Here is a 20,275-nt window from a genome sequence, read left to right as displayed (position 1 = left end):
GTTGATTCATGAGGAGCCGATGGATGGTACGCAGATGATTCGTGTGCAGAACGGGTACGCGGTCAACGTGAAGTGATGCGTATGAGGGGTAGTTCGGCGTGATTGCTGGGCTGCCCCTCTTGTATTGGTTGGACACATAAAAAAGATGCACATAACAAAGAACATAATCTTTGTTATGTGCATCTTTTTTGTGCCTGGGAAACCACACACCCAGAAAAACCACCCGTGCCTTTGGCTTTAGGCCAGATTCAAGCCGTCACGCACACGATTACGCAGACGACGCACACGGCACTCCAGAGCCTTAGTAGAGCAACCCTCACGCTGCGCGAGCGCGGCGGCGTCGGTGTAGTAGGCGATGAGCAGGTCGGATTCTTTGGCGGTGATGGTGCCTGCGTTGACGGCGTCGCCGAGGAGGCGGTCTACGGCTTCGGTGGCGGCGGTGCGGTTGGTGGTGGTGTCGGTGAAGGTGAGGGGGGTGTGGGTGCTGGTGGTGTCTTCGGTGTCGATGGGGTGGGTGTAGGCGTCCTTGAGTCGGGTGACGATGCGCAGGAGGCGGTAGAAGAGGGTGCCGCGTACTTTTTCGGTGCGGTGGGTGGGGTATTTGCGGATGGCTTCGAGGGCTGCGCCTGCCAGGATGCTGAAGGCGTCTTCGGCTTCGCCTCGGTGGGTGAGGATTTGCATGATGGCGTTTTGGCGGCTGAGGCGCAGGATCCAGGGGATGGTGGATTGGGTGAGGATGCGTTCCATGGTGGTGTCGCCGGTGAGTGCGCGGGTGATGGCTTCGTGCCAGATGGCGTCTTGTGCGGGGCCGGGTGCGGTGGTGAGCAGCAGGTGCAGGACGTCGGCGGCGAGCATGGGTGCGTCCTGGAAGAGGACCATCTGGCCGCTGGTGGTGGTCCAGTCTCGGTTGAGGGTGTCGATGATGGTGGTGGTGTTCATCAGGGGGGTGGTCATGGTGGTCTCCTCGGTGAGGTGTGGTGTGTGGGGTGTTTCCTTTCCTCTAGTAGGCAAAATCGGGTCTGTAGTTCTGGCTGGGTGCGCCGGTGGGTGGTGTCTGTATGCGGTTCTGGTGTTGGTGGGTGTTTCGCCTTGTCGGTGGGGTTTTTAAATTTTTTTTATTTTTTTGGGGGGTTGGTGAGGTTTGAGGGGGATTACAGGGTGCCTTTATTGGTGTGAACGTTAGATTTTTCCGCCCCCTTGTTGAGTTAGGACCTGATTGATGCGCACATCGGATGACGCTTTGACCCGCAGTTTGGATGATTTGTCGGCGATGACTGCTGGTGAGGATGTGTTGATTGCGCACATCATCGGTCTGCTGGATCAGCCGTTTAGTGAGTCGGCGCAGCGAGCTGCTGCTGATTTTCTGGTCAGCAAGGAGTTGAAGCAGATTAATGCGGCGGCTCGGCGCGTGATGAATGGTGCTGATGAGACAGAGTCTGAGGGTGAGGAGGTGTCAGAGTGCTAAAGAACCTTTTGCGTCGCAATCAGCCTGATGTGGATGAGCAGGATCAGCAGCTGGAACAGGCCCCGAAGAAGAGGGGCTTGGCTGATCTGTTTGGCAAGAAGAAGGCGAAAGGCGATTCGGAGGGTACTCCTTTGGATCCCCCGGTGGGGGGTACTGCTGCGAGTAGGTTTTTGACCTACGGCATCATGGGGGCTGCGTACGGGTCGGTGTGCCTGGCGTTGTTCATGGCGTGCTCGGCAATGGGCGCAGCTTCTGAAGCTCAGGAGTCTGCGCAGGCTTCTCGCCCTGCAGCGGTTTCGGAGCTGAATATTACTGACACCAGTGCTGAGGCGAAGGCTGTCGGTTATGTTCAGGCGTGGTTGGAGGCAACGAATACCGAGCACACCACGTTGGATACCTACGTGAACGTGCCGGTGAACTCTCAGACTCCGACGGAGGTACGCGGTCTACGTGCTGCCGGCTTCACGAAGTCCGGTGACCTGGTCACCGTGCGTGTGACCGGGGATGTGAAGACCACCATGGCCTCTGCTGTGAAGGGTGAGGAACCCAAGAGCATGTGGGTTCAGCGCTGGTGGCAGGTTGTACTTCGGACGGATACCTCCACTGGGACTCTGTCGGTGGTGGGTCTTCCTGCCCCGATTGCAGCCCCCGGGAACCTGGCGGCAGATACCACCTTCGAGTACCCGAAGCAGGTTGGCGACCCGGCAGCTCGGGCAGCGGTACAAGAATTCTTGACCGCCTACCTGGCAGGCTCCGGTGAAGTCAGCCGATACACCGCACCGGGTAGCACCATCACGGCAGTTACCCCGGCCCCCTACTCGAAGGTGCTGGTGCAGAACCTCAACGCCACCGATGAGATGTCCGCTAAGACGGCGGTTAAGGACGGTACCGAGGTTCAGGTGCTAGTGACGGCCCAGCTTGATCAAGGCGCTTCCTCTCAGACGTCCACCTACTTTTTGACCATGGCTTCCCGTGCAGGGAGGTGGGAGGTCAAAAGCATTGATACGACCCCGAAAATTTCCTAACCACACCCACAATTACTTGTCCTGAAAGAAAGGAAAAAACATGGAACTGTTCACCCTAGCCCTTGCAAACCTGCCTCTAGGTGCAGCCGACTTCTTCAGCTGGGTCTCTACCACCACAGCTAAGGCCGACGTTGCAATCAAGGCCGTGATTACCACCGTCGCTATCGGCTTCGTTGGCTACATGGTTTTCAAGAACGGCTTCACCATCCCTAAGGCCATTGGCGCCGGTGCTGTCGCCGCTGTCATCTGGTGGCTGGTCATGATGAACGGCATCGTCACCATCGCAGGCTGGTTCGACACCTTCACCAAGGGCGGCGCCTAAAAAGGCGCACCCACTACGCCTGCCACAACACCCACACCCCACCTCTTGAAGAAAGCGAGCGCATCTGATGAAGAATCATGATGATGATGATGATTTGGTCGTCGGCAAGTTCTTCACCCGTGCGATGAAGATCCCGCTGATGGTTGGTCGCCTCATTGATGGCACCCGCCTGTGGGGTGGCCCGTACACGGTTCCACAGCTTGTTGCCGGTGGTATTGCGTTGTTGGTGTTGTGGCAGGCGTTTGCCTGGTTCTTCTCCACCGGACTCATTTTCACTGATGCCATCTTGGTTATCTTTGGCGCATGGGGGGTTGCCTATTTGACGGGTCGACTCCCAGAAAGCCGCCGCAACATGCTGAACGTTATAACTTCGGCGGCATCGGCAACGACCACGTCGAAAACTGGCTTCTACCGGGGTTCCCCTTTCAAGATTCAGCAGCCGAAGTTGCGCCGCCCGTTTAAAACGGAGCAGCAATGCCGTGAGCTTGCTGAAAAGAAGCGGCAAGAGAAGATGCGAGCGCTGCAGCAACTGGATGCTTCACACGGAGCCCGCGTACCCGCACATCCAATCACCACTACTTCCCGTACCACTTCTGGTGCGGCTGCACCACAGGCTACAGGCCAAGGTGCTGTCCGCAAATCCACGCTAGAGAGCATTCTCGCCGCCCGAAAAAACACCCCTTAACGACGCACAGAGAAGAGAAACACCATGGCAGGTTCACCGTCCACTCGTAAGAACCCCCTTCTGTGGGGTCGAGAGAATATTTTCGTCACCCAGCACGGTGTCGCACACGCGATCTTTGCACTCACTGGTATGCCTTACGGATACGCTCTGACCGACGATAAGGTAGCCGCCCGTGCTGCACATCAGAGCCTCTTTCAGGGTCTGCGCGGTGAATACACCATCTACTCTTTTGTGGCTGATACTGATCCGGTCAGTATCTACGAGTCCATGGTGGATGGTATTGATTTGTCTGAGCACCCCGGCTGGGAGAACGAAGCGAAGCTCACCTTGAAAAAGCTGGAGCGTATGCCCTCTGGCGAGCGCTTGTACTTCATCACGATTCCGCTCTCGACGTGGTCTCAGCCGATTAATCGGTTCAAGGATGCGGCGTGGGCGGCTCATCAGCCGATTCAGTCTCATCTGGGTTTGCCGGTCACTACCCCTTCGGAAGACATGTTTATTCGGTGGAAGCGTCGTGCCCGTGAGCTGTCGATACGCATTCCTGCTGTGTTCAATCCGGTGCCGGTATCCATGAAGGCGATCCAGTGGATTTGGGATCATGCTCAGATGCGCGGTATCGGTAATGAGGCGCCGTACCCGTCGGATGCCGAGATTGACTCGACGAATCGTGCGGATTCGTGGACTAATTTGCGGTCGTTGCCGGAGCCTTTGCTGGATGAGGGCGGTATGTCTGATTTTGAAGGTTCTGCTGCTCGTGTTGAGGCGTTCAAGCGTCGCTATTTGAAGGTGGAGCATCCTGACTCATTCCCGACCTATCAGACTCAGATGATTATGTCCTCTACTCCCATTGGTGGTTTCACGTTCCCTGGTGGTGAGTTTTTGGAGGTTATTAATCGTCTGCCGGTGGACTGCGAGTTTGTGCTGCGTATTAATGTGCAGTCGAAGACTCAGGCGGCCCGAGACAGTAAGGCCAGTGAGAAGAATATCGCGGACCAGTACCTGCAGCGTGACGGCGACGGTAGGGTGATTTCTGGCGGTTTGTCGAAGCTGGATCAGTCTACGAAGTTGCTGGAAGAGTTTGTGGAGAGTCTGAATGCTTCTGACCGTGAGGTGAAGGTGAATGCGTCGCTGATTTTTTCGGTCAGTGGTGATTCTCCTGAGCTGGTGGAGAAGAAGGCTCTGATGGTACAGGACTACTATGCCGGTTACGAGTTTTTGTTGGATGCTCCGGTGGGAGATCAGCGCAGTTTGTGGTGGGATATGCTTCCGGGCACGGTTGCTTCCACTATTTCCAATGAGCTGACTCAGGTGACTACTGGCTTCAATTTCAGTATCGGTGTTCCGTTGGTGGAGACCCAGCTGGGTGAAGACCAGGGCTTCTTGATTGCTGAGAATCTGTCATCTGGCCGTAATACGCCGGTCTATATGGATCCTGGCGCGAACGCTGAAGATGATATGTCCGGTTCCTTCGGTGCGGTCGGTGAGCTGGGTTCAGGTAAGTCCGCTTTCTTGAAGACGGTGGCTGCCCACACGATTAATCGTGGTGGTCAGGTGCTGGCGGTGGATAACTCCGACAATATGGAGTGGGCTGCTCTGGCTAAGGCAATGACCGATACGGTGATTATGGAGTTTGAGGATCCCCGATATTCGCTGGACCCTCTGCGTATGACTGCTGCTGCCGCTGAGGTAGTGGAGCGTGTTCTACGTGAGATGGGCGAGAGTGAAAAGGAAATCCGGAAGCAGGTCAAGAGGGTCAAGAATGACGGCAAGAAGCAGGTGCTGGACCTGTTTTCGATGCTGTTTGCTATGGACTCTACGAGCCCTGTGGGTCTGATTATCAGTCGTTTGCTCAATAAGGAGCATAACCCCTATTTCCATGAGATTACCTCGGTGTCGAAGTTGCATCAGGCGTTGGCTACCGGTAGGGGAGTGCCTGAGCATTTGATGCAGGAAGCAAAGAATGCGGCGTTGATGCTCGATACGGTTTCCGATAGTAGCTTCCTTGGCTACTTGTTCGATGACTCGCTTCCGCTACTGGATATGGATGCTTCTGCGATTATCTTTGCAACGCACGGTCTTGATTTGCCGTCTGAGAGTGATTTGTCGACCGCTGAAATGCGTCAGCAGATGACCTTGACGAAGAAGATTGCGTACATGACCTACGGTCATATTGCGGCGAGTGCATATACGGCAGCTACTCGTGATGCGCGCCGTGACTCATTGTTCTTGGTGGATGAGGCGGCACACCTGACTGCTTCCCCGGAAGCTTGTCACCGTGTTGAAGAGATGATCCGCCGTGGCCGTAAGCATAAGGCAGCGATTGGTTTGGGCTCGCACTCTGCACGAGATTTCGGTACCGAGGTGATTCAGGGTCTAATTCCACACCGTTTCTTGTTCCGTACTCGTGATGCGAAGTTGGCGAATGTGAACCTGTCATGGCTTCAGGAAGGCTACGACGTGGCCGAATACCGCGAGTTGTTGGCTGAGTTGTCCCCGAAGAAAAGGCCGGATCGACGCGGTGAATGCGTCTACCGAGACATTGAATCGCGTATCGGCAAGATCAAGATTCAGCTGCCGCTGGATCCGAAGACCCGCAAGGCGACGCTGACGACCCCTCCGAAGAAAAACCAGGCAGCAGAGCAGCAGCAGAGCATGCACCGCTCTGGAGCAGGGGTGCTGGTCGGGGTCTAGCATGTAGGTCCCCGTATGTGGACCGTTTTATTGATTGGAACTTACTCATGATTCTTTCATTTTTGAAGCAGTATCAGAGCCCTACCGCTGTTCTAATACAGTGGTGGTGCCTCTTTGCTGCGCGCCACCCGCGCACTGCTTTGGCGCTGAAGGTCATGGGCCTGTATCTAATCCTGGCAGCCGTCACGGACCCGGTAGTGCATGCCGATGAGGGGAAGGAAAATAGCGGCGGTGGAGATGCTTTCACCATGTTTCTGGATACCTCGAACCTGAAGGATAAAGAGGGTATCGAGATTAACCGCTACTCTACGTTGCCTTTGGATCGTGGTGATGCTTTCACCTACAACAAGACGATCATCGGAAACATCTTGGACTTCATGTGGGGTGTGCACTACCGCATTGTCAGCCTGTCCCTAGCTATTCTGCACTACGTGCTGTCCTTCGAGTGGCTGGACTGGTTGCTCTCACCGTTCATGTTCATTGGTGCCCAGGTGTCACCCTTGATGGAGCGCATGCACATTCATCCGCTGATTCTCACCCTGGCAGCCGCTGCCTTTAGCGTTGCGTTCTTCATGATGCGTCGCCGTGGCGCAGCGCTGGCAGAGCTGTCGATCATCTTAGGGATTGTCTCACTCATTTCAGGATCTGCCCTGGCCAATCCGACCGCCCAGCTGCGTGACCACAAAGGCCCTGACGGTACTCAGCAAACCGGCTGGCTGCTGAACTCCACCACGTGGGCCTCGGACGTCGCCTCTGAAATTTATCTGCACGATAAGAAGCAGCAACAGGTCGAAGCCAGCGGCATGGGGCAGGGTCTAACGAATCAGAAGCCTCAGGACATCATTACCCGCTCGCTGGTATCGGTGCTGGTGCGCGAACCCTACCAGCTGGTCGCTTTCGGTCAGAACCTGGATAGCAAGTGTAAGACCGACTTCAACAACATGGTCCGAGAAAAGGACTACAAGGACACCTCCAGCAATGAACGTCGAGACGCCATCACCGGCTCTAGCGGGTGTAGCGACACGAAAAAATGGGTCGATAACCCAGACCTCTACCGTGCTGGAGACCTGCTGTCCTACACGCTGAGTGCATTAGCTCCACTGTTTTTGGTTGCGGTCTTCATCGTCCTCATTTTTAAGACAGTGTTCGATGCGTGTGTGAATGCTGTCCTCACCACGGTCTACGCTTGGTACGCCATGCTGCCGGCGGTCGACAGGAGGAAATTTTTCGACCGCGCCATAGGTACCTTCTTCTCCTGCTTGAAGGTTGGCGTACTCATCGGCGTGCTCATCTTGTACTTGTATATTCTGGAGCAGTTCTACGATGCGACGGCGAAATGGGCACCCCTTTTGCGCAGCATCGTCATGGCTACGCTGATCTTCATCCTTGCGAAAAAGAGCTGGGAATTCTTCCGCGATCGCAACTTCGACGGTAGCGGTCTGGCAGAGCGTTTGTCCCGCATGGGCTTGAAGGGCTCATCGGGCGCGGGAGCTCCGGTGCGTTTTACGAACGTGCCTTCTGCACTGTCTCCTCATGCTGTCTCTACATCAAGTATCGGCGGCGGTTCTGGTCCTGGTGCCGGTGGTGCGGTTTCCACCATGGGCGGCGCCAGGTCAGCTGCAGGTGCTGCTGGGTCGAAGCTTTTGGCTCCGATTAACTCCTTCAGGGCAAAGCGGCAGCCAGCATACGCTGATTCGGGCGTTCCTCAGAACCATGCGGCAATGCGCCAATACATGGGACCGGCAACGAAGAAGCACTACCGTTCGGCTAGGAATTTGAGCCGAAAGGGCCGCGCACTGAAGTTTGCGGGTACGGCGGTTGCTCTGGTTCCCGGCGGTCTCGCTCCCGGCATTGGTATGCGTCTTACCGGTGCTGCCATGCAGCACAGGGGTCAGCATCGCATGCGCAAGGTGGAGAGCGAATACGCCTACCCCACGTTCTCGATCTACGACCGACTGGGCCAGTCTGAGGAGGAGCTGCGCAGGCGCAAGGATCAGGAAGAACAGGCCGAGCGCGAGCAGAAGGAACAGGAAGAGCAAGAGCAGCGCGAGCAGAAGGAACAGAAGAAAAAGGAGAAGAAGAAGAAAAGGAAAAAGAAGAAGGAGGATGAGAAGAAGGACTAAGAGGTTCCCCCTTCTGTGAATCCTGAGTGAGGATGCGGGTCTGGCAGGTAACTGCCGGGCCTGCTTCTCTTTACCCCCTTCGTATATGTGTACTAAAGAGATATACTAGACAATACAACCACCACCTACACCTTGGAGACCACCATGAGCTCTATCAACACCCCTAAAAACTTCCCCCTCTGCCGATCCCTGCGAGCGCTGCTGAGTGCTGCCGTGGGTAAGGTTCGTGATCGTGGTGAGGAGGGTGCGTCTCAGGCGGTGATGGTGCTGGTGTTGGTGCCGGTTTTCTTGTTTGCGATGGGTGTTTTGCTGGTGGATATGGGTCAGAAGAATTCGGCGCAGTCGCAGGCTACGGGTGCGGCTCAGTCGGTGGCTCGTATTGCGACGGCGGCTGGTGCTGCTGATTATGGGAATGTGGATCGGGGCCGCATGATTTCTGAGGGGAATGCGGCTCTGAGCTCTTTGGGTATGACCGGTAGTATTTCGATTGATGATGCCAGCGGTACGGTGACGGTGCGGGCGTGTAAGAGTGCGCCGACGAAGTTTGCGTCTCTGGTGGGTGTGCGGGAGGTGCAGGGTTGTTCAGAAGCGCGTGCTTCGATGTACACTTTGGGTAACGACGGACAGAAAATCAAACTGTCGTAGTCGTGTGGTTGTGGTGGCGTGCCATGTGTCCTGGTGAGGGTCATGGTGCGCCGCCTCTTTTTGTGCCCTAGAGGGTGTGTGATGGCTCTGCAGCTTTAGCTGCAGGGCCTTTTTCTATTAGGGGGTTGTCCTTATATATATGGTGTGCGGGGGTATTGGGTACTAAATATCCCCCCCGGGGTGGGATTGCCGGGTATTGGGTATCAAATGTCCCCTCTGGGTGTGTGAGCAGATCGTGGCTGAGGGGGGGCGGGGGTAAAGGAATCCGGCTAGAGCTTTCGTGGGCTCTAGCCGGATTGAAGATTCCTAAGATATGTCTTTGCCGACATGTGGTTTTCAGTGTACCGGCGGGTGGCTGCAGGGGACAAGAGGGCAGGGCGGGGTGTTGGCGATGCTTCATCCTAATTTAGGAAAGGGACAAGACCTACAATTCATCCGTGGCAGCTGGCGCCGGGAGCCTACAGTAAGGGGCATAACAACACGACACGTACCCCGTGTAGCCCTAAGGAGGCCCACCATGACCACCCTTTACACCAAGATCTCGGACGTTGAAGCCTACGTCGCAGATGCCCTGTCCACCTCGGAAGGGTTCTACGACTACGACGGCATCGCCGAAGAAATCAGTGAATGGAACGAAGAATACGATGCAGACGGTCACCTGCTGCTGAACCGCCGTGGCTTCACGATTCGTGAGGACATCGACTTCTGGGAGATCGTTAGCCGCCACAACGTGCTGGAAGATCCGACCCTGGCGCTCGAATGGGTGCGCCCCTCGGTTGCATCCACCGACCAGACCCCCTACCTGCGTTTGACCTGTGCTGATGAAGACGGTGAACGCATCCCCGCCGAGCAGAAATATTACGGTGCAGGCTGGAGCCTGCCGGACTGGTACGCCGAGGCTGAAGGGGAAGATTTGACGCTGATTGAGCCGTACACCCGGGCAGAGAAGAAGCTGATCGACCAGTTCAATCTGAAGCAGGACATTCCCATTCTGAATCTGACCTAAGGGTGCGGTATTGTAGAAGACGAGTTATAAACCGTTTAGGAGGGCCCTTTCAGATCTTGGATCTGAAGGGGTCCTTTTTTGGTACGCGCAGCAGATGACTGCCAGCCCCACATGCGGCGGCTCCAGCTGCCCTCTGGCTTTGTGGCTGCGCCCTGTCACTGGGTGCGACCATACCTTATTTAATAGGCCCCTACATAAGGGGGTATTTAGGAAAGGGACAAATAGGGAAAAACAGAAAATCGGGGCGGCAATCAGCGAGACGATAAAGGCACAACAACACGACCGAATGAAAGGAATGACGCCCCATGCGTACCCCTTCCCCTAACCCCTTTGAGAACCTGCTTGCTGTTGAGGTTCACGCCCCCAAACTTTGGGTGGCATCCGCCCGCCTGAACGGGCGTTCCGCCGCCGAACTTTTCCCCTTAGAGGGCGGGGCATCCACCACCGTGTGCACCGTCGAGGGATTCGCTCACCACATGGCGGAAAAGCTCTACACCCTGGGCATCCTCAGCCTGGAAGAGCTTCATGATGTGCCGGTACGCACCGACTGGAGGATTGGCTACGTTTTGTCCTGGGTGCGCCGTTTCGGTGTTGAGGTGAACCTGCGTTCCATCATTGCCGCCATGCCCCCGGTTACCGCTGATACCGACGCCCTGAACCCCCGTAGCGTCTTCGACAGCATCCTAGAAGCCGTCCCCGCCCCCGGATACTCTCAGCCCATCGAGCGAATCCAGGCGAACGTACGCGGCGACCTGGGAGATGCACACGTACGCTCCGTACTGATTCGAGAAGGCTTCATCCTCCAGGAACCCACCGCCCTCTCATGCGGCTACCTCATCGGTGACGTCATGGAAAGCTAAACCCGGTCAGCCAGGCGGCAACTAGAGAGAGGGGTCACCCCCTCTCTCTAGCACCGCTGCAACCACCCTATTTACCAAAGGGACAAACAGGGCGAAACCTAAAAAGGCTGCCCCAAATCCAGGAATACTGAAACCATCACCGGAACAAAAGGGGAAACGCCCCTAGCCGGTATCCACCGCCTCATGAAAGGACTGACATTATGAAGGCTTCCTACTACACCGACCCGGTACGCGGTAAGGTCTACCGCCGTAGCTACGACACCCTGGAAGAAGCTAAGGCATACCGTGACGAATTCTACAGCTGGTATCAGGCAGAGGTACCCGCCCCGAATGCACACCTCATCAAGGACGGGCAAGGCTTTGCGGTCGAGATGACCTCCGCTCAGCTGGCACAGCTTCTGAAGGACCTCTCTACAGACGTTCGAGCAACCAACCCCGAAAAGGTGCGAGATATTCGCTTCCTCTGGGCACGTGAGACCTACACCGACCCCGATAACGGCATGGAACGAGAGGGCATCGTCTACGCCCTGGGCTTCTTGTGGAAGAACTTCTACACCGGCGGGCTCCGCTGGGAATCCATCGTCTCAGACGTCTACGGTGCGTGGAAGGGTCCGGAATCCATTCCTGACGCTTCCACCCGTGCCACCTATGAACAGGTCCTTATGGAGTGTCTGCACGACGGGATGCGCCGCCACACCCTGCACCCCGCAGAAGTGAAGCTCAGCCCGCAATACCGCCGCATCATCATCAAGGAAAAGGAAAACACCCTCTCGCTCACCTACCGCTACCCGGACAGCGAATGGGTCACTGAAGACTGGAACTATCCGACCCGTGAATCCTTCGCCCGCCATCTTCTGCTTCTGGGCGAAGAACTCGCATACGGAAACACCGCAGTTCCTGACAGCTCACCCTTCGCCCGCCGCGTCAGCTGGCTCAGCGAGCGCGGGTACTTCACCCCCGCCATGAACCCGCTGGAGCCTGGATGTGATGACGTGGCACGGTTCTGTTTCGAGGTTCTGACGGGTGTGAAGAAGGTACACCCCGACCTGTACGTGCTTCAGGATGAGGGCGGGCGCACTGTTCAGCGTGTCGCTCAGGGGAGGGTACAGCTTGGTGATGGTGCAGGGGTGAAGATGACCTGGGTGAAGGCACGCCGGGTCATGGATGAGGCGAAGATGGGACCGTGGTCTCATGTGTTGAAGATGGTACCTGCTGAGTCCTAGCCGCCGGGGGGGGGTGACCCGGGGCGGGCGGCGGTGCTAGAGGGCGGGGTTACCCCTCTCTAGCACCGCCGCAGCCACCCTATTTATGAAAGGGACATACCTGTCAAAACTTCAGTAGAGGGCCCTAAACATCGGGATAGTAGAAGCATCAGAACACCACCAAACATCAGGAGGAAGAACCCATGTCCCGCCCCGAATTCACCCCCGAAACCATCGGACGCACCCCACGCCACAAAAGCGGCGTGATCGCCACAGGATCCTGGAAGGGAGACACCTACCGTGTCAACGTCTACGACTCACTTAGCGACTTTGTCGAAATCGACGGCACCGCATGGGAACCACAGTACGCCGTAGCTCTCCAAGGCGAACCCCATAGCTACCTGGAGGGCTGGTGGAAGACCAAAGCAGAGAGGGAACAGGTGCAGGTCGTGCGCTCGGTGATCCGTGAGTGTGGGCTGGAGTGTGCAATCCGTGTTGTGCGTGATTTGTGGGATGCACAGGCGGTAGGGTTTGTCGCTGCTGATTCCCCGTGGGGTGAAGTACGCGGGGTAAGCTTTGGCGCCAATAATGAGGATGAGCACCGGATGCAGGCGCGGGATTTGCTGGAATTTCTCAACGGCGACTGGGCAGATGTTGCCCTGGAGGTGCAGAAGGAAGATGACTGGGTACGTTTGAAGGCTTCGGATATGCCGAACAGCGAGTTCAACGACGGCGAGGATCTATGGCATCTGATGGAGTCCTTTGAACAGGAGGTGACCGGCGAGTGCGCCCCTGAAGGGTTCCGACTTGCAGATGCCGGTTTGGTGGTTGCTTAGCCCTCGCCTCCACCGTTGCGCCCCGCCCCCTGCTGCTTGTGTCTTTGGAGAGCAGCAGGGGCGGGGGAGGGGTGGCGCCCCCTTATTTATGGAAGGGACATAACTGACCAAACCGAGTGCAGGATGGCGATTTAGAGGCCATACTGAAAGCACAACACAGACAGAAGATTCCTAAAATTGTCCACTTCCCGACAGAAAGAGAGGTTCCATCATGGCACTGATGGATCAGGCCCCCGTGGCTGAATTGCAGAAGGACATCGTCACCGACGACCAGTACGTGCTGACTCGCACGGTGCGTGATGGCTGGAAAAACACCACCTTGGAGGAGTCGCTGATTGATGGGTATCAGACCCTCAGCGACATCCTGGATTGGCTGGAGACCGACCCGAGACCTTCCCAGCGCCTCTTCATGGAGGACCTGCAGGATTCTGGATTCACCGCCTTCTCGGAGGAGACGAAGCAGCAGATTACTGGCCCATACTACCGCTGGTTCACCGACGACGGTGAGTACTGGGACGGGGAAGAAGGCACCGTCACCGCCCTGTTCGATTCCAACTGGAAGAAGGGGGAAGTCGCTGATGAGGACGATCTGGAAGAGATGGATCAGCTGACCTTCCACACCCGCCCCCTGGAGCTGACCGTCAAGAACGTGCTGGCCTACGCCCGCTACGTATTCGATGACCAGAGCCTGAAGCTGATCCCTGCACAGGAATACCTGGCAGAGAAGATGCAGGACTACGGCTACTGTGAGGAGGACGGCACCGTAACCTACGGTTGCAGCTTCACCCCCATCATGAAAGCAGCCGCCCCCGCCGGTCTGGTCTGCGTAGGACTTGAAGCAGCCCTGTGGGTCTGGGCCCAGGCAGAAGACGACGAAGAACCTACCTGGCACCGCTTCCGCGACATCTACACCGGCGACGAAGCGCACTACGACGCCGTCGAGTACCTGCTGGATGTCCCCGAACAGATGTGGAAGTCTCCGAGCCAGCGCATCGGCATCTCCCAGTTGATCACCAGCAACCTGCCTATCCAGGGCGCACTGGCTGCTGCTGAGCTGGAGCGCCGCTACGGGCTGCCCAAAGATTCCGTGAGGCCGCTGAGTCAGGATGAGCTTGACCGTGAGATTGTGCTCAGCCGCCGGATGGAAACCCGCTAACGAACCCAAAGGACCCCGGTAAGGCACAAAGGATTCCTGAGTGCCTTACCGGGGTCTTCCCTCTACCGATCACAAGGTCGATAGGGAGAATGACGAAATCGGATGCGCCCTAGATAGCGAGCGCGTACCCTCAAAGGGTAAAGATCAATTCAAGGAGAAGGAGAGAGCGATGAGTGCAGAGATTCAGCAGTCGGATCAGGATTATGTGGCCACCGTTGAGGTGTTGCAGGCTGATGGTGAGTGGGTGGTGGTTGCCCGGGCTGTGGATAATCTGGAGAATCTGGCTGAGTGGGCTTCAAATGGTGTGGGCGCGGAGAGCTCACGCTCTTATGACGCTATCAATCATTTCAGTCCCGAATCTACGGTATGGATGGATGAATTTGGCGATTTGGTGACCGACGAAAAGGGTAATGTCGTGGAACCTGCCGATGATATGTATGCCCCTTACGGCTACCTGCATTGGGGTGAGGTGAAGGGCTCAGATGAGATGCTTGTTGCTAAGGCTAAGGATCTTGCTGGTTCTGGTGCTCGTCTGTTGCACGTATATCCGGGTGTGGGTCGGGTCGATGAGTTGAGTGAGGAAGATCTTCAGGAAATCATCGAGGATGACAAGTACTGCCTTGTTTTGGCGCATCCTGAGCCTTTGGAGTATTCGGTAGAGAATGTAGCCGCGTATATCCGGTATGCCTTTGGGTTGGATGGTGAGAAGGAGCGTCTGACGCTGGTTCCTGCTACCGACAGCGAGGATACTTCCAGGAACGTTATGCATAACTATAGGATGAAGCTAGATTTTGGCGGCGGGTTGAGTAAGGAAGAGGAAGAGGACTGGGATCGAGTGACTGAGCTGTATTCCTATCACCCGTATGCTCGAAAGGATCCCTGGTCGTAACGGGTTTAGGGCACCAGTAGAGGGGAGGTTCTTCCCTCTGCTGGTGCCTCTTTTTGTCGGTTGTAGCCTGTGATGTAGCTAAGGGACATGAGCGGCGAAACTGTTTCAGGGTCCTCTGATGTGGCTGATGCTAGAAGCATCTTAGATCAGTACGTCAGGAGGATATGATGCAGAAGAAGATGGAGGGCGCGTACCGGCGCGTCTTTGGAACCCTGGAACAGGCACGAGAGTTCAGGGATGATTTTTACGCATCCTACGGGTTGCGCCCTGCAGCGGCGGGTGCCCACATCCACCAGGAGGAGGCGGGATGGGTCGTTGAATTCACCGCCGCTGAGCAGCTGAAGTTCGCTCAGGAAGTCTACCGCCGCCTCATGCTCAACCCTGAGGAAGAGCCCACGTATGCTTTCCGGTTTGTGTGGTTGAGGCGCCCGGTACCTCAGAAGGGCGGCCAGAAGGAGCAGGACTGCATCTTGTTTAACATCATGATGCGTCTACGCACCTTCACCCCACAGCAGATGAGCTGGCAGCTGCTGGCCCTGTCTACCTACCGTGCCTGGGATATTGACAAGATCCCGGATCGTCAGGAGCGGGCCAAGTACGAAGCACAGATTGTTAAGGACTTCCGCATTGGCTCCCATACGCTTGCCCCTACCATGGTTGGTCTGTACCCCGAATACGCAGAGTTCACGGTTGATCCTGAAATGATGAGCATTTCCTCGCTCCGGTACCTCATGCACTACGAGGCACAGCAGGAGCTGAAGGAGCGAGGGGTGAAGGATGCTGACGACATGCGCCGGAAGGATACGTGGGTTGCCCGCTCCCGCACCCAGTTCAACCGCCGCCTGGTGCAGATGGCTGAAGAATTGAGGGCGCACAACGTCGTCATTGCCGATACCTCACGCTTTGCCCGCCGGGTTTCCTGGCTCGAAGACAACGGCTACTTCACCGAAGACACTGGAGCACTCAGCAGCCAGAAGGAAGACTACCCGGGCTTCTACGGTGAAGTGCTCAGCGGTCAGCATCAGGTCAGCATCCAGCTCTACGGGATCCAGCGTGCAGACGGGAAGTTCCTGTCCAAGATCAATGACCAGGCCCCGGTTGACCTTGGGTTCGGGGCATGGTTTGGAGACGTAGGGTTGCAGATGACCTCGCTGCGTGCCCGGCAGGTGATGAGCCTGCTCCAGTGCGAGGATGTGACGCTCGTACCCGTAGGCGACATTGAAGACTAAAACATGGTGAACCCTTCATGGCGCCGGTAGGCGGGGGGCTTCCCTCCGTGTACCGGCGCCTTTTGGTAATGGCAGAAACCCGTAATTTAGCAGTGGGACATCAACTCCCGAATATGGGTTAGACCCTTGAATCTGTTGGGAAGATAGCGGCATACCCCACAGCTTGGAAGGATTAGACCGTGAAAGTTTTTAGGTACCCGGCTAGTGTGCAGAACTTCCAAGGGGGAGTGAATGTTTTTTGGGAGAAAGGATTGAACGATGACTGAAGGAATCAATTCATCTTTGATAACGCTGGTCTTTATGCTGGGCCCATTCGTAGTAGGTGCTATCGTCTTGGTCATTTCGATGGTTGTAGATGAAGTGGAGACAAAAAAGCTGTTCAAGAAGCTGAAGAAGCGGAATGAGGAGTACCGCCGTGCCCGTCAAGAAACAGTGGTTGTAGAGCCTGTAGATCAGAAGCTCAAGATTGATACCAACCTCTATACGTACAACGAATACCTTCGCCGCAACGAGATCAAGCACGGTACGACCTTTGAGGATGTGCAGCGCCGTAAGCCCAGAGTTGATCTTTACTCGACGGTGGAAGGGGCCAGGAAAGGTCACGAAACGGCCCTTTGCTATCATCCCGATGAGGACTACTGGACCGCTTCAGGATGGGACGGAGACCCTACCGGCTTGAACGCAAGAAGTAGAAGCGTGATTCATGTGGTGCCTTCCGATCAGGGCTACTCGTACACGACGGTCGAGTATTGGCATTACTATCTTTGCCTCAAGAAGCGGCTGGAAGAAGAAGGTGCAGCACACGATCACGAATGGTGCAATCATTTCAATTCGGTGAAGCACATTACCTGGCACATCAAGCAGAACTAGCGCGTAAGTGAGGTGGCCTATCCCGCACCACGGGATAGGCCACCTCATTGTTATCTCATGGGGGGATCAGGGGTGCAGGTATGACTGCTAGAAGATGCCCTGCAGGGGGCCGCCAGACAGATATTTAGGAAAGGGACAAGCCCCCTTCTTTTCTCAATAGCTGCCGTTACGGGGGAGAGGATAGAGGTAGACCTAGCCCCTAGAAACAGAAAGGATAAGGGCAATGGAAACGATGACCTGCGGCTCTGTAGATTACGAGCGTGTGCGTGCCTCATGGAGGTACGAACGCACCGGCGCGGTGTGGAGGATGCAGGCACGGCGTGCCTGGGAAAGCGAAATCAACAGCCCGCTGTACGACCCGATGGCAGGCACCCAAGCAACGGTGCTAATTGCCGATAACCGCACCGAGTACGAGCAGTCATCCTACGGTCTGCGTCATTGGTGCCACAGCCGCGCACAAGAAGCACTACTGAGCCTGGGCGCTGAAATCGCGGCTCGCTGGGCACGGATTTTCTTGGGGAGCCGGTGCGCCTTCGCCTTCGAGATTGAAGAAGACGTCGAAGGCATCGTCTTTGGCGGCGAGGAAGTCTTCGATGCCACCCTGGACGGCTCTGTACCGCGCATCATGCTCTGCGATGATGCCGATTCAGCCCGGATACTTGAACGGTACCGCCGGGCGGCGGCGCTCGCCTCCTGCCTGGAAATGGGCAAGGTGGAACACCTCTTCCTGGAGCGTTTCGATACCACCACCCGCTCCTGGGCGATTGAGGAAGAGGCGATGCTGACCAGCTGGGAGGTACTGAACGGCTTCGAGGGCTGGATGGAAGATTGCGACAAGGCACGTGAACAGGTGCAGGCATGGCTGGATGGCGGGCGAGAACCCGGACCGGTCACCCTCTTTGACATTGCACACCCGGAAGGCGGCGACCTGGAAGATGCCATCACCCAGGTGCAGGACATGGCACAGAGGCTCTACCCTTCCACCCAGACGGATACCGTCTTCTTCAGCGATCACGAATTTGAGGAATGGAGCCGTGACATGCAGGCATTTTTGAGCACCCACGGGCACCCCCTGCCCTCTCCTACCGTCCGTGCCTTCTGCATCTGGATGAGCCGCTACGCCCCGCTCACCTCCCACATGCAGGACAAGCTCAAGGGCTGGTGGGTAGACAAGCTCGCGGCGGCGGCTCAGAACTTCGCATGGGTCTGCCCGGTCATCGAGGATACCGCCGTCATGGACGCATGGGCACAGTATGAGGCACACCTGACCCAGACCGCATAACCCACACACCCCTTGGGTGAGCGCTCGCCGTCTCCCCGCTCAGCGCGGCGGCGGCGAGCGCCCGCCGGTCACCCACAGGGGGGTAGTGTCTGCCGTGCAGCTGAGAAAATCCCCAAAACCAGGGGAGGGGCACACAAAGGGGGACAATCGAAAGGAATTTAGGAAAAGGACAAGCGACGTTGAACCCCCGCACCAAGGCCCTCATATGCGATTCTAAAAAGAAAAACACCCACCACCCACCATCGAAGGAAAACACCCGCTCATGAGCACAGCACGAATCCTCGTCCACGACGTCCCAAAACACCTCCACGAAGCCACCGAACGCTTCAACCCTGAACACCCCGCGCTCGCCCTGCTCAAAGATCAGCAGAACAACCCCACGAGCCTGTTCTGGGTCTCCGACGAGATGGCAGCTATCGCCGTTGACGCCGCCCAAGCTGAAGATTTCCCCCTCATCGAATCCACCAACAACCTACCCCGGTGGGGTGAAGGAGCGAGCGCCCTTGTTCTCTTCGAGAAGGGCACCGGTATCGAGATCCTAGATTTCTCTGCCGGTCTACCCACAGACGATGACGAAGACCCCGACACCCTGGTAGCTATCGGCTTCCTGCGTATCCAGCAGACCGTATATGTCATCGTCAGCTACAGCCCAAAGACGGACGATAACTACTACCAAGTAGATCGAGTCATCGAGCTAGAGCAGTTTGCTGCCGGGTTCAAAGGCGCCGCCCTGCTGCTTCAAGCAACCTTCCTGCTGATGGGCGATTCCTCTATCACTGAAGCCACTACACAGAAGGTGAAGGGTAAGAGCCGCCGCAAGCACGGCAAACGCTACGACATCTACCCAGATTCCCAGGTGCGATCAGTACGGGTGACCTCCCGCCTGATCCAGGAGAGCACCCCGGCGGCGGTACTGGAGGATGAGGCGCCTGCTGATCAGCGGCAGCGCTCGCCTTTGAGTCATCAGGTGTTGGTGCGTGGGCATTGGAGGAATGTGCCGTATGGTCAGGGGCGTGCGTTGAGGCGGCATCAGTGGATTATGCCGTATGTGAAGGGTCCGGAGGGTGCCCCGTTGGTGAATCGTCCGTTGGTGAAGACGTGGCGTTAGAGGCTTCGGGTTGGTGGGGGTTGCTGCTTCTGCTGTGGGGCAGGATGAGTAGCTTTTCAACCTATTTATTAAAGGGACATACATGGTCTTTTACCTGATGGGCGGGGCTGTCGTAGGCGATGATAAACATGTCAGAATGTTGGTTTGTAGATCTTAGATTTTGTGAAGGAGAAATACTATGGATGCAACGATGATGTATTTCAATTACCCGGATACGGACATGACGAAGCCGGGTCGTCCCCGCCCGGGGGCTACCCTCCGTTTGGGTAATTTGATCTTTGAAGTAGTTGAGGTGGGTGAACCTCAAAAGAATGATGAGGGTACGTTTACCTTCCCGGTTCATATGGTTCAGCGGATGGAGGGGGAACCCCATCTGTGATGTGCTGTAGCTGTGTTGTGTGAGCTGTTTTGCGGCCATCGGTCACGGAATATCTTAGAAGCTGCCCCCTCACCCTGATTTGGGTGAGGGGGCAGCTTTTTTGTGCCTTTTTCTGAGGGATTTATGAAAGGGACAAACGGGGGAAATCCTGAAAATTGAGGCCGAAAAATCGAGATGATGACCCTGTCGGCACGGATGACTGACAGCCTTTCGCTCTTGAAGGAGGATGCTATGAGCACTTTGACCCCCGCCCCTGTTGCCCCCGTTGTGAACCGTGATGGTTCGACGGTGACCTACCCCGTTCCCCGCCTCTATAGCTGGATGGTGCGAAACGGTATCCGTGAAGCCGTGAAGGAAATATCACCTGTATTCGGGATGGCGTGCTCATCATGTGCTGATGAAATCCTCCAAAGCTTTTACGCCTTGGTGCGTACCGGCATGGGCTCTGATGACACGTTCGACTCCGACATGGCGGCTCTGCTGGGTCTGGACGCTTCAGAGG

At 56.4% G+C, this 20,275-nt stretch carries 19 protein-coding genes; 18 read left to right on the top strand and 1 reads right to left on the bottom strand.

Annotated features, from left to right (window positions below; translation table 11 throughout):
- Window positions 1-237: 237 nt before the first annotated feature.
- Window positions 238-954, bottom strand: a complete 717-nt coding sequence (locus HMPREF2527_RS00775) for a hypothetical protein (RefSeq protein ID WP_070505688.1) — start codon at window positions 952-954, stop codon at window positions 238-240.
- Window positions 955-1,219: 265 nt separating this feature from the next.
- Between HMPREF2527_RS00775 and HMPREF2527_RS00770 the strand changes: the two genes are divergently transcribed.
- From HMPREF2527_RS00770 to HMPREF2527_RS00680, 18 genes are all read left to right on the top strand, one after another.
- The gene (locus HMPREF2527_RS00770) at window positions 1,220-1,465 is read left to right on the top strand and encodes a hypothetical protein (protein WP_049347039.1); all 246 of its coding nucleotides are present in this window, start codon (window positions 1,220-1,222) and stop codon (window positions 1,463-1,465) included.
- Window positions 1,459-2,490, top strand: coding sequence for a conjugal transfer protein (locus HMPREF2527_RS00765; protein WP_070505686.1), 1,032 nt, complete (start codon window positions 1,459-1,461; stop codon window positions 2,488-2,490). The genes HMPREF2527_RS00770 and HMPREF2527_RS00765 overlap by 7 nt, the downstream gene beginning before the upstream one ends.
- Before the next feature lie 40 nt (window positions 2,491-2,530).
- Window positions 2,531-2,812: a hypothetical protein gene (locus HMPREF2527_RS00760; protein ID WP_070505684.1), complete on the top strand. Its 282-nt coding sequence runs from the start codon at window positions 2,531-2,533 to the stop codon at window positions 2,810-2,812.
- Between the two features lie 67 nt (window positions 2,813-2,879).
- Window positions 2,880-3,497 carry a hypothetical protein gene (locus tag HMPREF2527_RS00755; protein ID WP_070505682.1) on the top strand — a complete coding sequence of 206 codons (618 nt, stop codon included), beginning with the start codon at window positions 2,880-2,882 and terminating at the stop codon, window positions 3,495-3,497.
- Window positions 3,498-3,521: 24 nt separating this feature from the next.
- A complete protein-coding gene (locus HMPREF2527_RS00750) occupies window positions 3,522-6,188 on the top strand; it encodes an ATP-binding protein (RefSeq protein ID WP_070505680.1) in 2,667 nt (888 codons plus the stop codon).
- A gap of 17 nt (window positions 6,189-6,205) precedes the next feature.
- Window positions 6,206-8,311 (top strand): hypothetical protein, encoded by a 2,106-nt coding sequence (locus HMPREF2527_RS00745; protein ID WP_168161075.1) that lies wholly within the window; start codon window positions 6,206-6,208, stop codon window positions 8,309-8,311.
- Window positions 8,312-8,455: 144 nt separating this feature from the next.
- Window positions 8,456-8,956, top strand: coding sequence for a hypothetical protein (locus tag HMPREF2527_RS00740; protein WP_141744422.1), 501 nt, complete (start codon window positions 8,456-8,458; stop codon window positions 8,954-8,956).
- A 517-nt stretch (window positions 8,957-9,473) separates the two neighbouring features.
- Window positions 9,474-9,962, top strand: coding sequence for a hypothetical protein (locus HMPREF2527_RS00735; RefSeq protein ID WP_070505674.1), 489 nt, complete (start codon window positions 9,474-9,476; stop codon window positions 9,960-9,962).
- Between the two features lie 305 nt (window positions 9,963-10,267).
- The gene (locus HMPREF2527_RS00730; protein WP_070505672.1) at window positions 10,268-10,822 is read left to right on the top strand and encodes a hypothetical protein; all 555 of its coding nucleotides are present in this window, start codon (window positions 10,268-10,270) and stop codon (window positions 10,820-10,822) included.
- A gap of 200 nt (window positions 10,823-11,022) precedes the next feature.
- Window positions 11,023-12,045, top strand: a complete 1,023-nt coding sequence (locus tag HMPREF2527_RS00725; RefSeq protein WP_070505669.1) for a hypothetical protein — start codon at window positions 11,023-11,025, stop codon at window positions 12,043-12,045.
- Window positions 12,046-12,227: 182 nt separating this feature from the next.
- Entirely contained in the window at window positions 12,228-12,860 is a 633-nt protein-coding gene (locus HMPREF2527_RS00720) for a hypothetical protein (protein ID WP_070505667.1), read from the top strand.
- Window positions 12,861-13,071: 211 nt separating this feature from the next.
- Window positions 13,072-14,016, top strand: a complete 945-nt coding sequence (locus HMPREF2527_RS00715) for a hypothetical protein (RefSeq protein ID WP_070505665.1) — start codon at window positions 13,072-13,074, stop codon at window positions 14,014-14,016.
- A 169-nt stretch (window positions 14,017-14,185) separates the two neighbouring features.
- Window positions 14,186-14,905, top strand: coding sequence for a hypothetical protein (locus tag HMPREF2527_RS00710; RefSeq protein ID WP_141744421.1), 720 nt, complete (start codon window positions 14,186-14,188; stop codon window positions 14,903-14,905).
- Between the two features lie 164 nt (window positions 14,906-15,069).
- Window positions 15,070-16,134 carry a hypothetical protein gene (locus tag HMPREF2527_RS00705; RefSeq protein WP_141744420.1) on the top strand — a complete coding sequence of 355 codons (1,065 nt, stop codon included), beginning with the start codon at window positions 15,070-15,072 and terminating at the stop codon, window positions 16,132-16,134.
- A gap of 258 nt (window positions 16,135-16,392) precedes the next feature.
- The gene (locus tag HMPREF2527_RS00700) at window positions 16,393-17,004 is read left to right on the top strand and encodes a hypothetical protein (RefSeq protein ID WP_070505659.1); all 612 of its coding nucleotides are present in this window, start codon (window positions 16,393-16,395) and stop codon (window positions 17,002-17,004) included.
- Window positions 17,005-17,227: 223 nt separating this feature from the next.
- Window positions 17,228-18,286: a hypothetical protein gene (locus tag HMPREF2527_RS00695; RefSeq protein WP_070505657.1), complete on the top strand. Its 1,059-nt coding sequence runs from the start codon at window positions 17,228-17,230 to the stop codon at window positions 18,284-18,286.
- A gap of 262 nt (window positions 18,287-18,548) precedes the next feature.
- A complete protein-coding gene (locus tag HMPREF2527_RS09810; protein ID WP_210390342.1) occupies window positions 18,549-19,394 on the top strand; it encodes an AcrVA2 family anti-CRISPR protein in 846 nt (281 codons plus the stop codon).
- 610 nt (window positions 19,395-20,004) lie between these two features.
- A partial coding sequence (locus tag HMPREF2527_RS00680) for a hypothetical protein (RefSeq protein WP_141744419.1) occupies window positions 20,005-20,275 on the top strand: 271 nt, incomplete at its 3' end.

The sequence above is a fragment of the Rothia sp. HMSC071B01 genome, assembly GCF_001808945.1.
GTDB lineage: Bacteria > Actinomycetota > Actinomycetes > Actinomycetales > Micrococcaceae > Rothia.
Note: the sequence above shows the minus strand (reverse complement) of the source record. Positions and strands in the feature narration are given on the sequence as shown.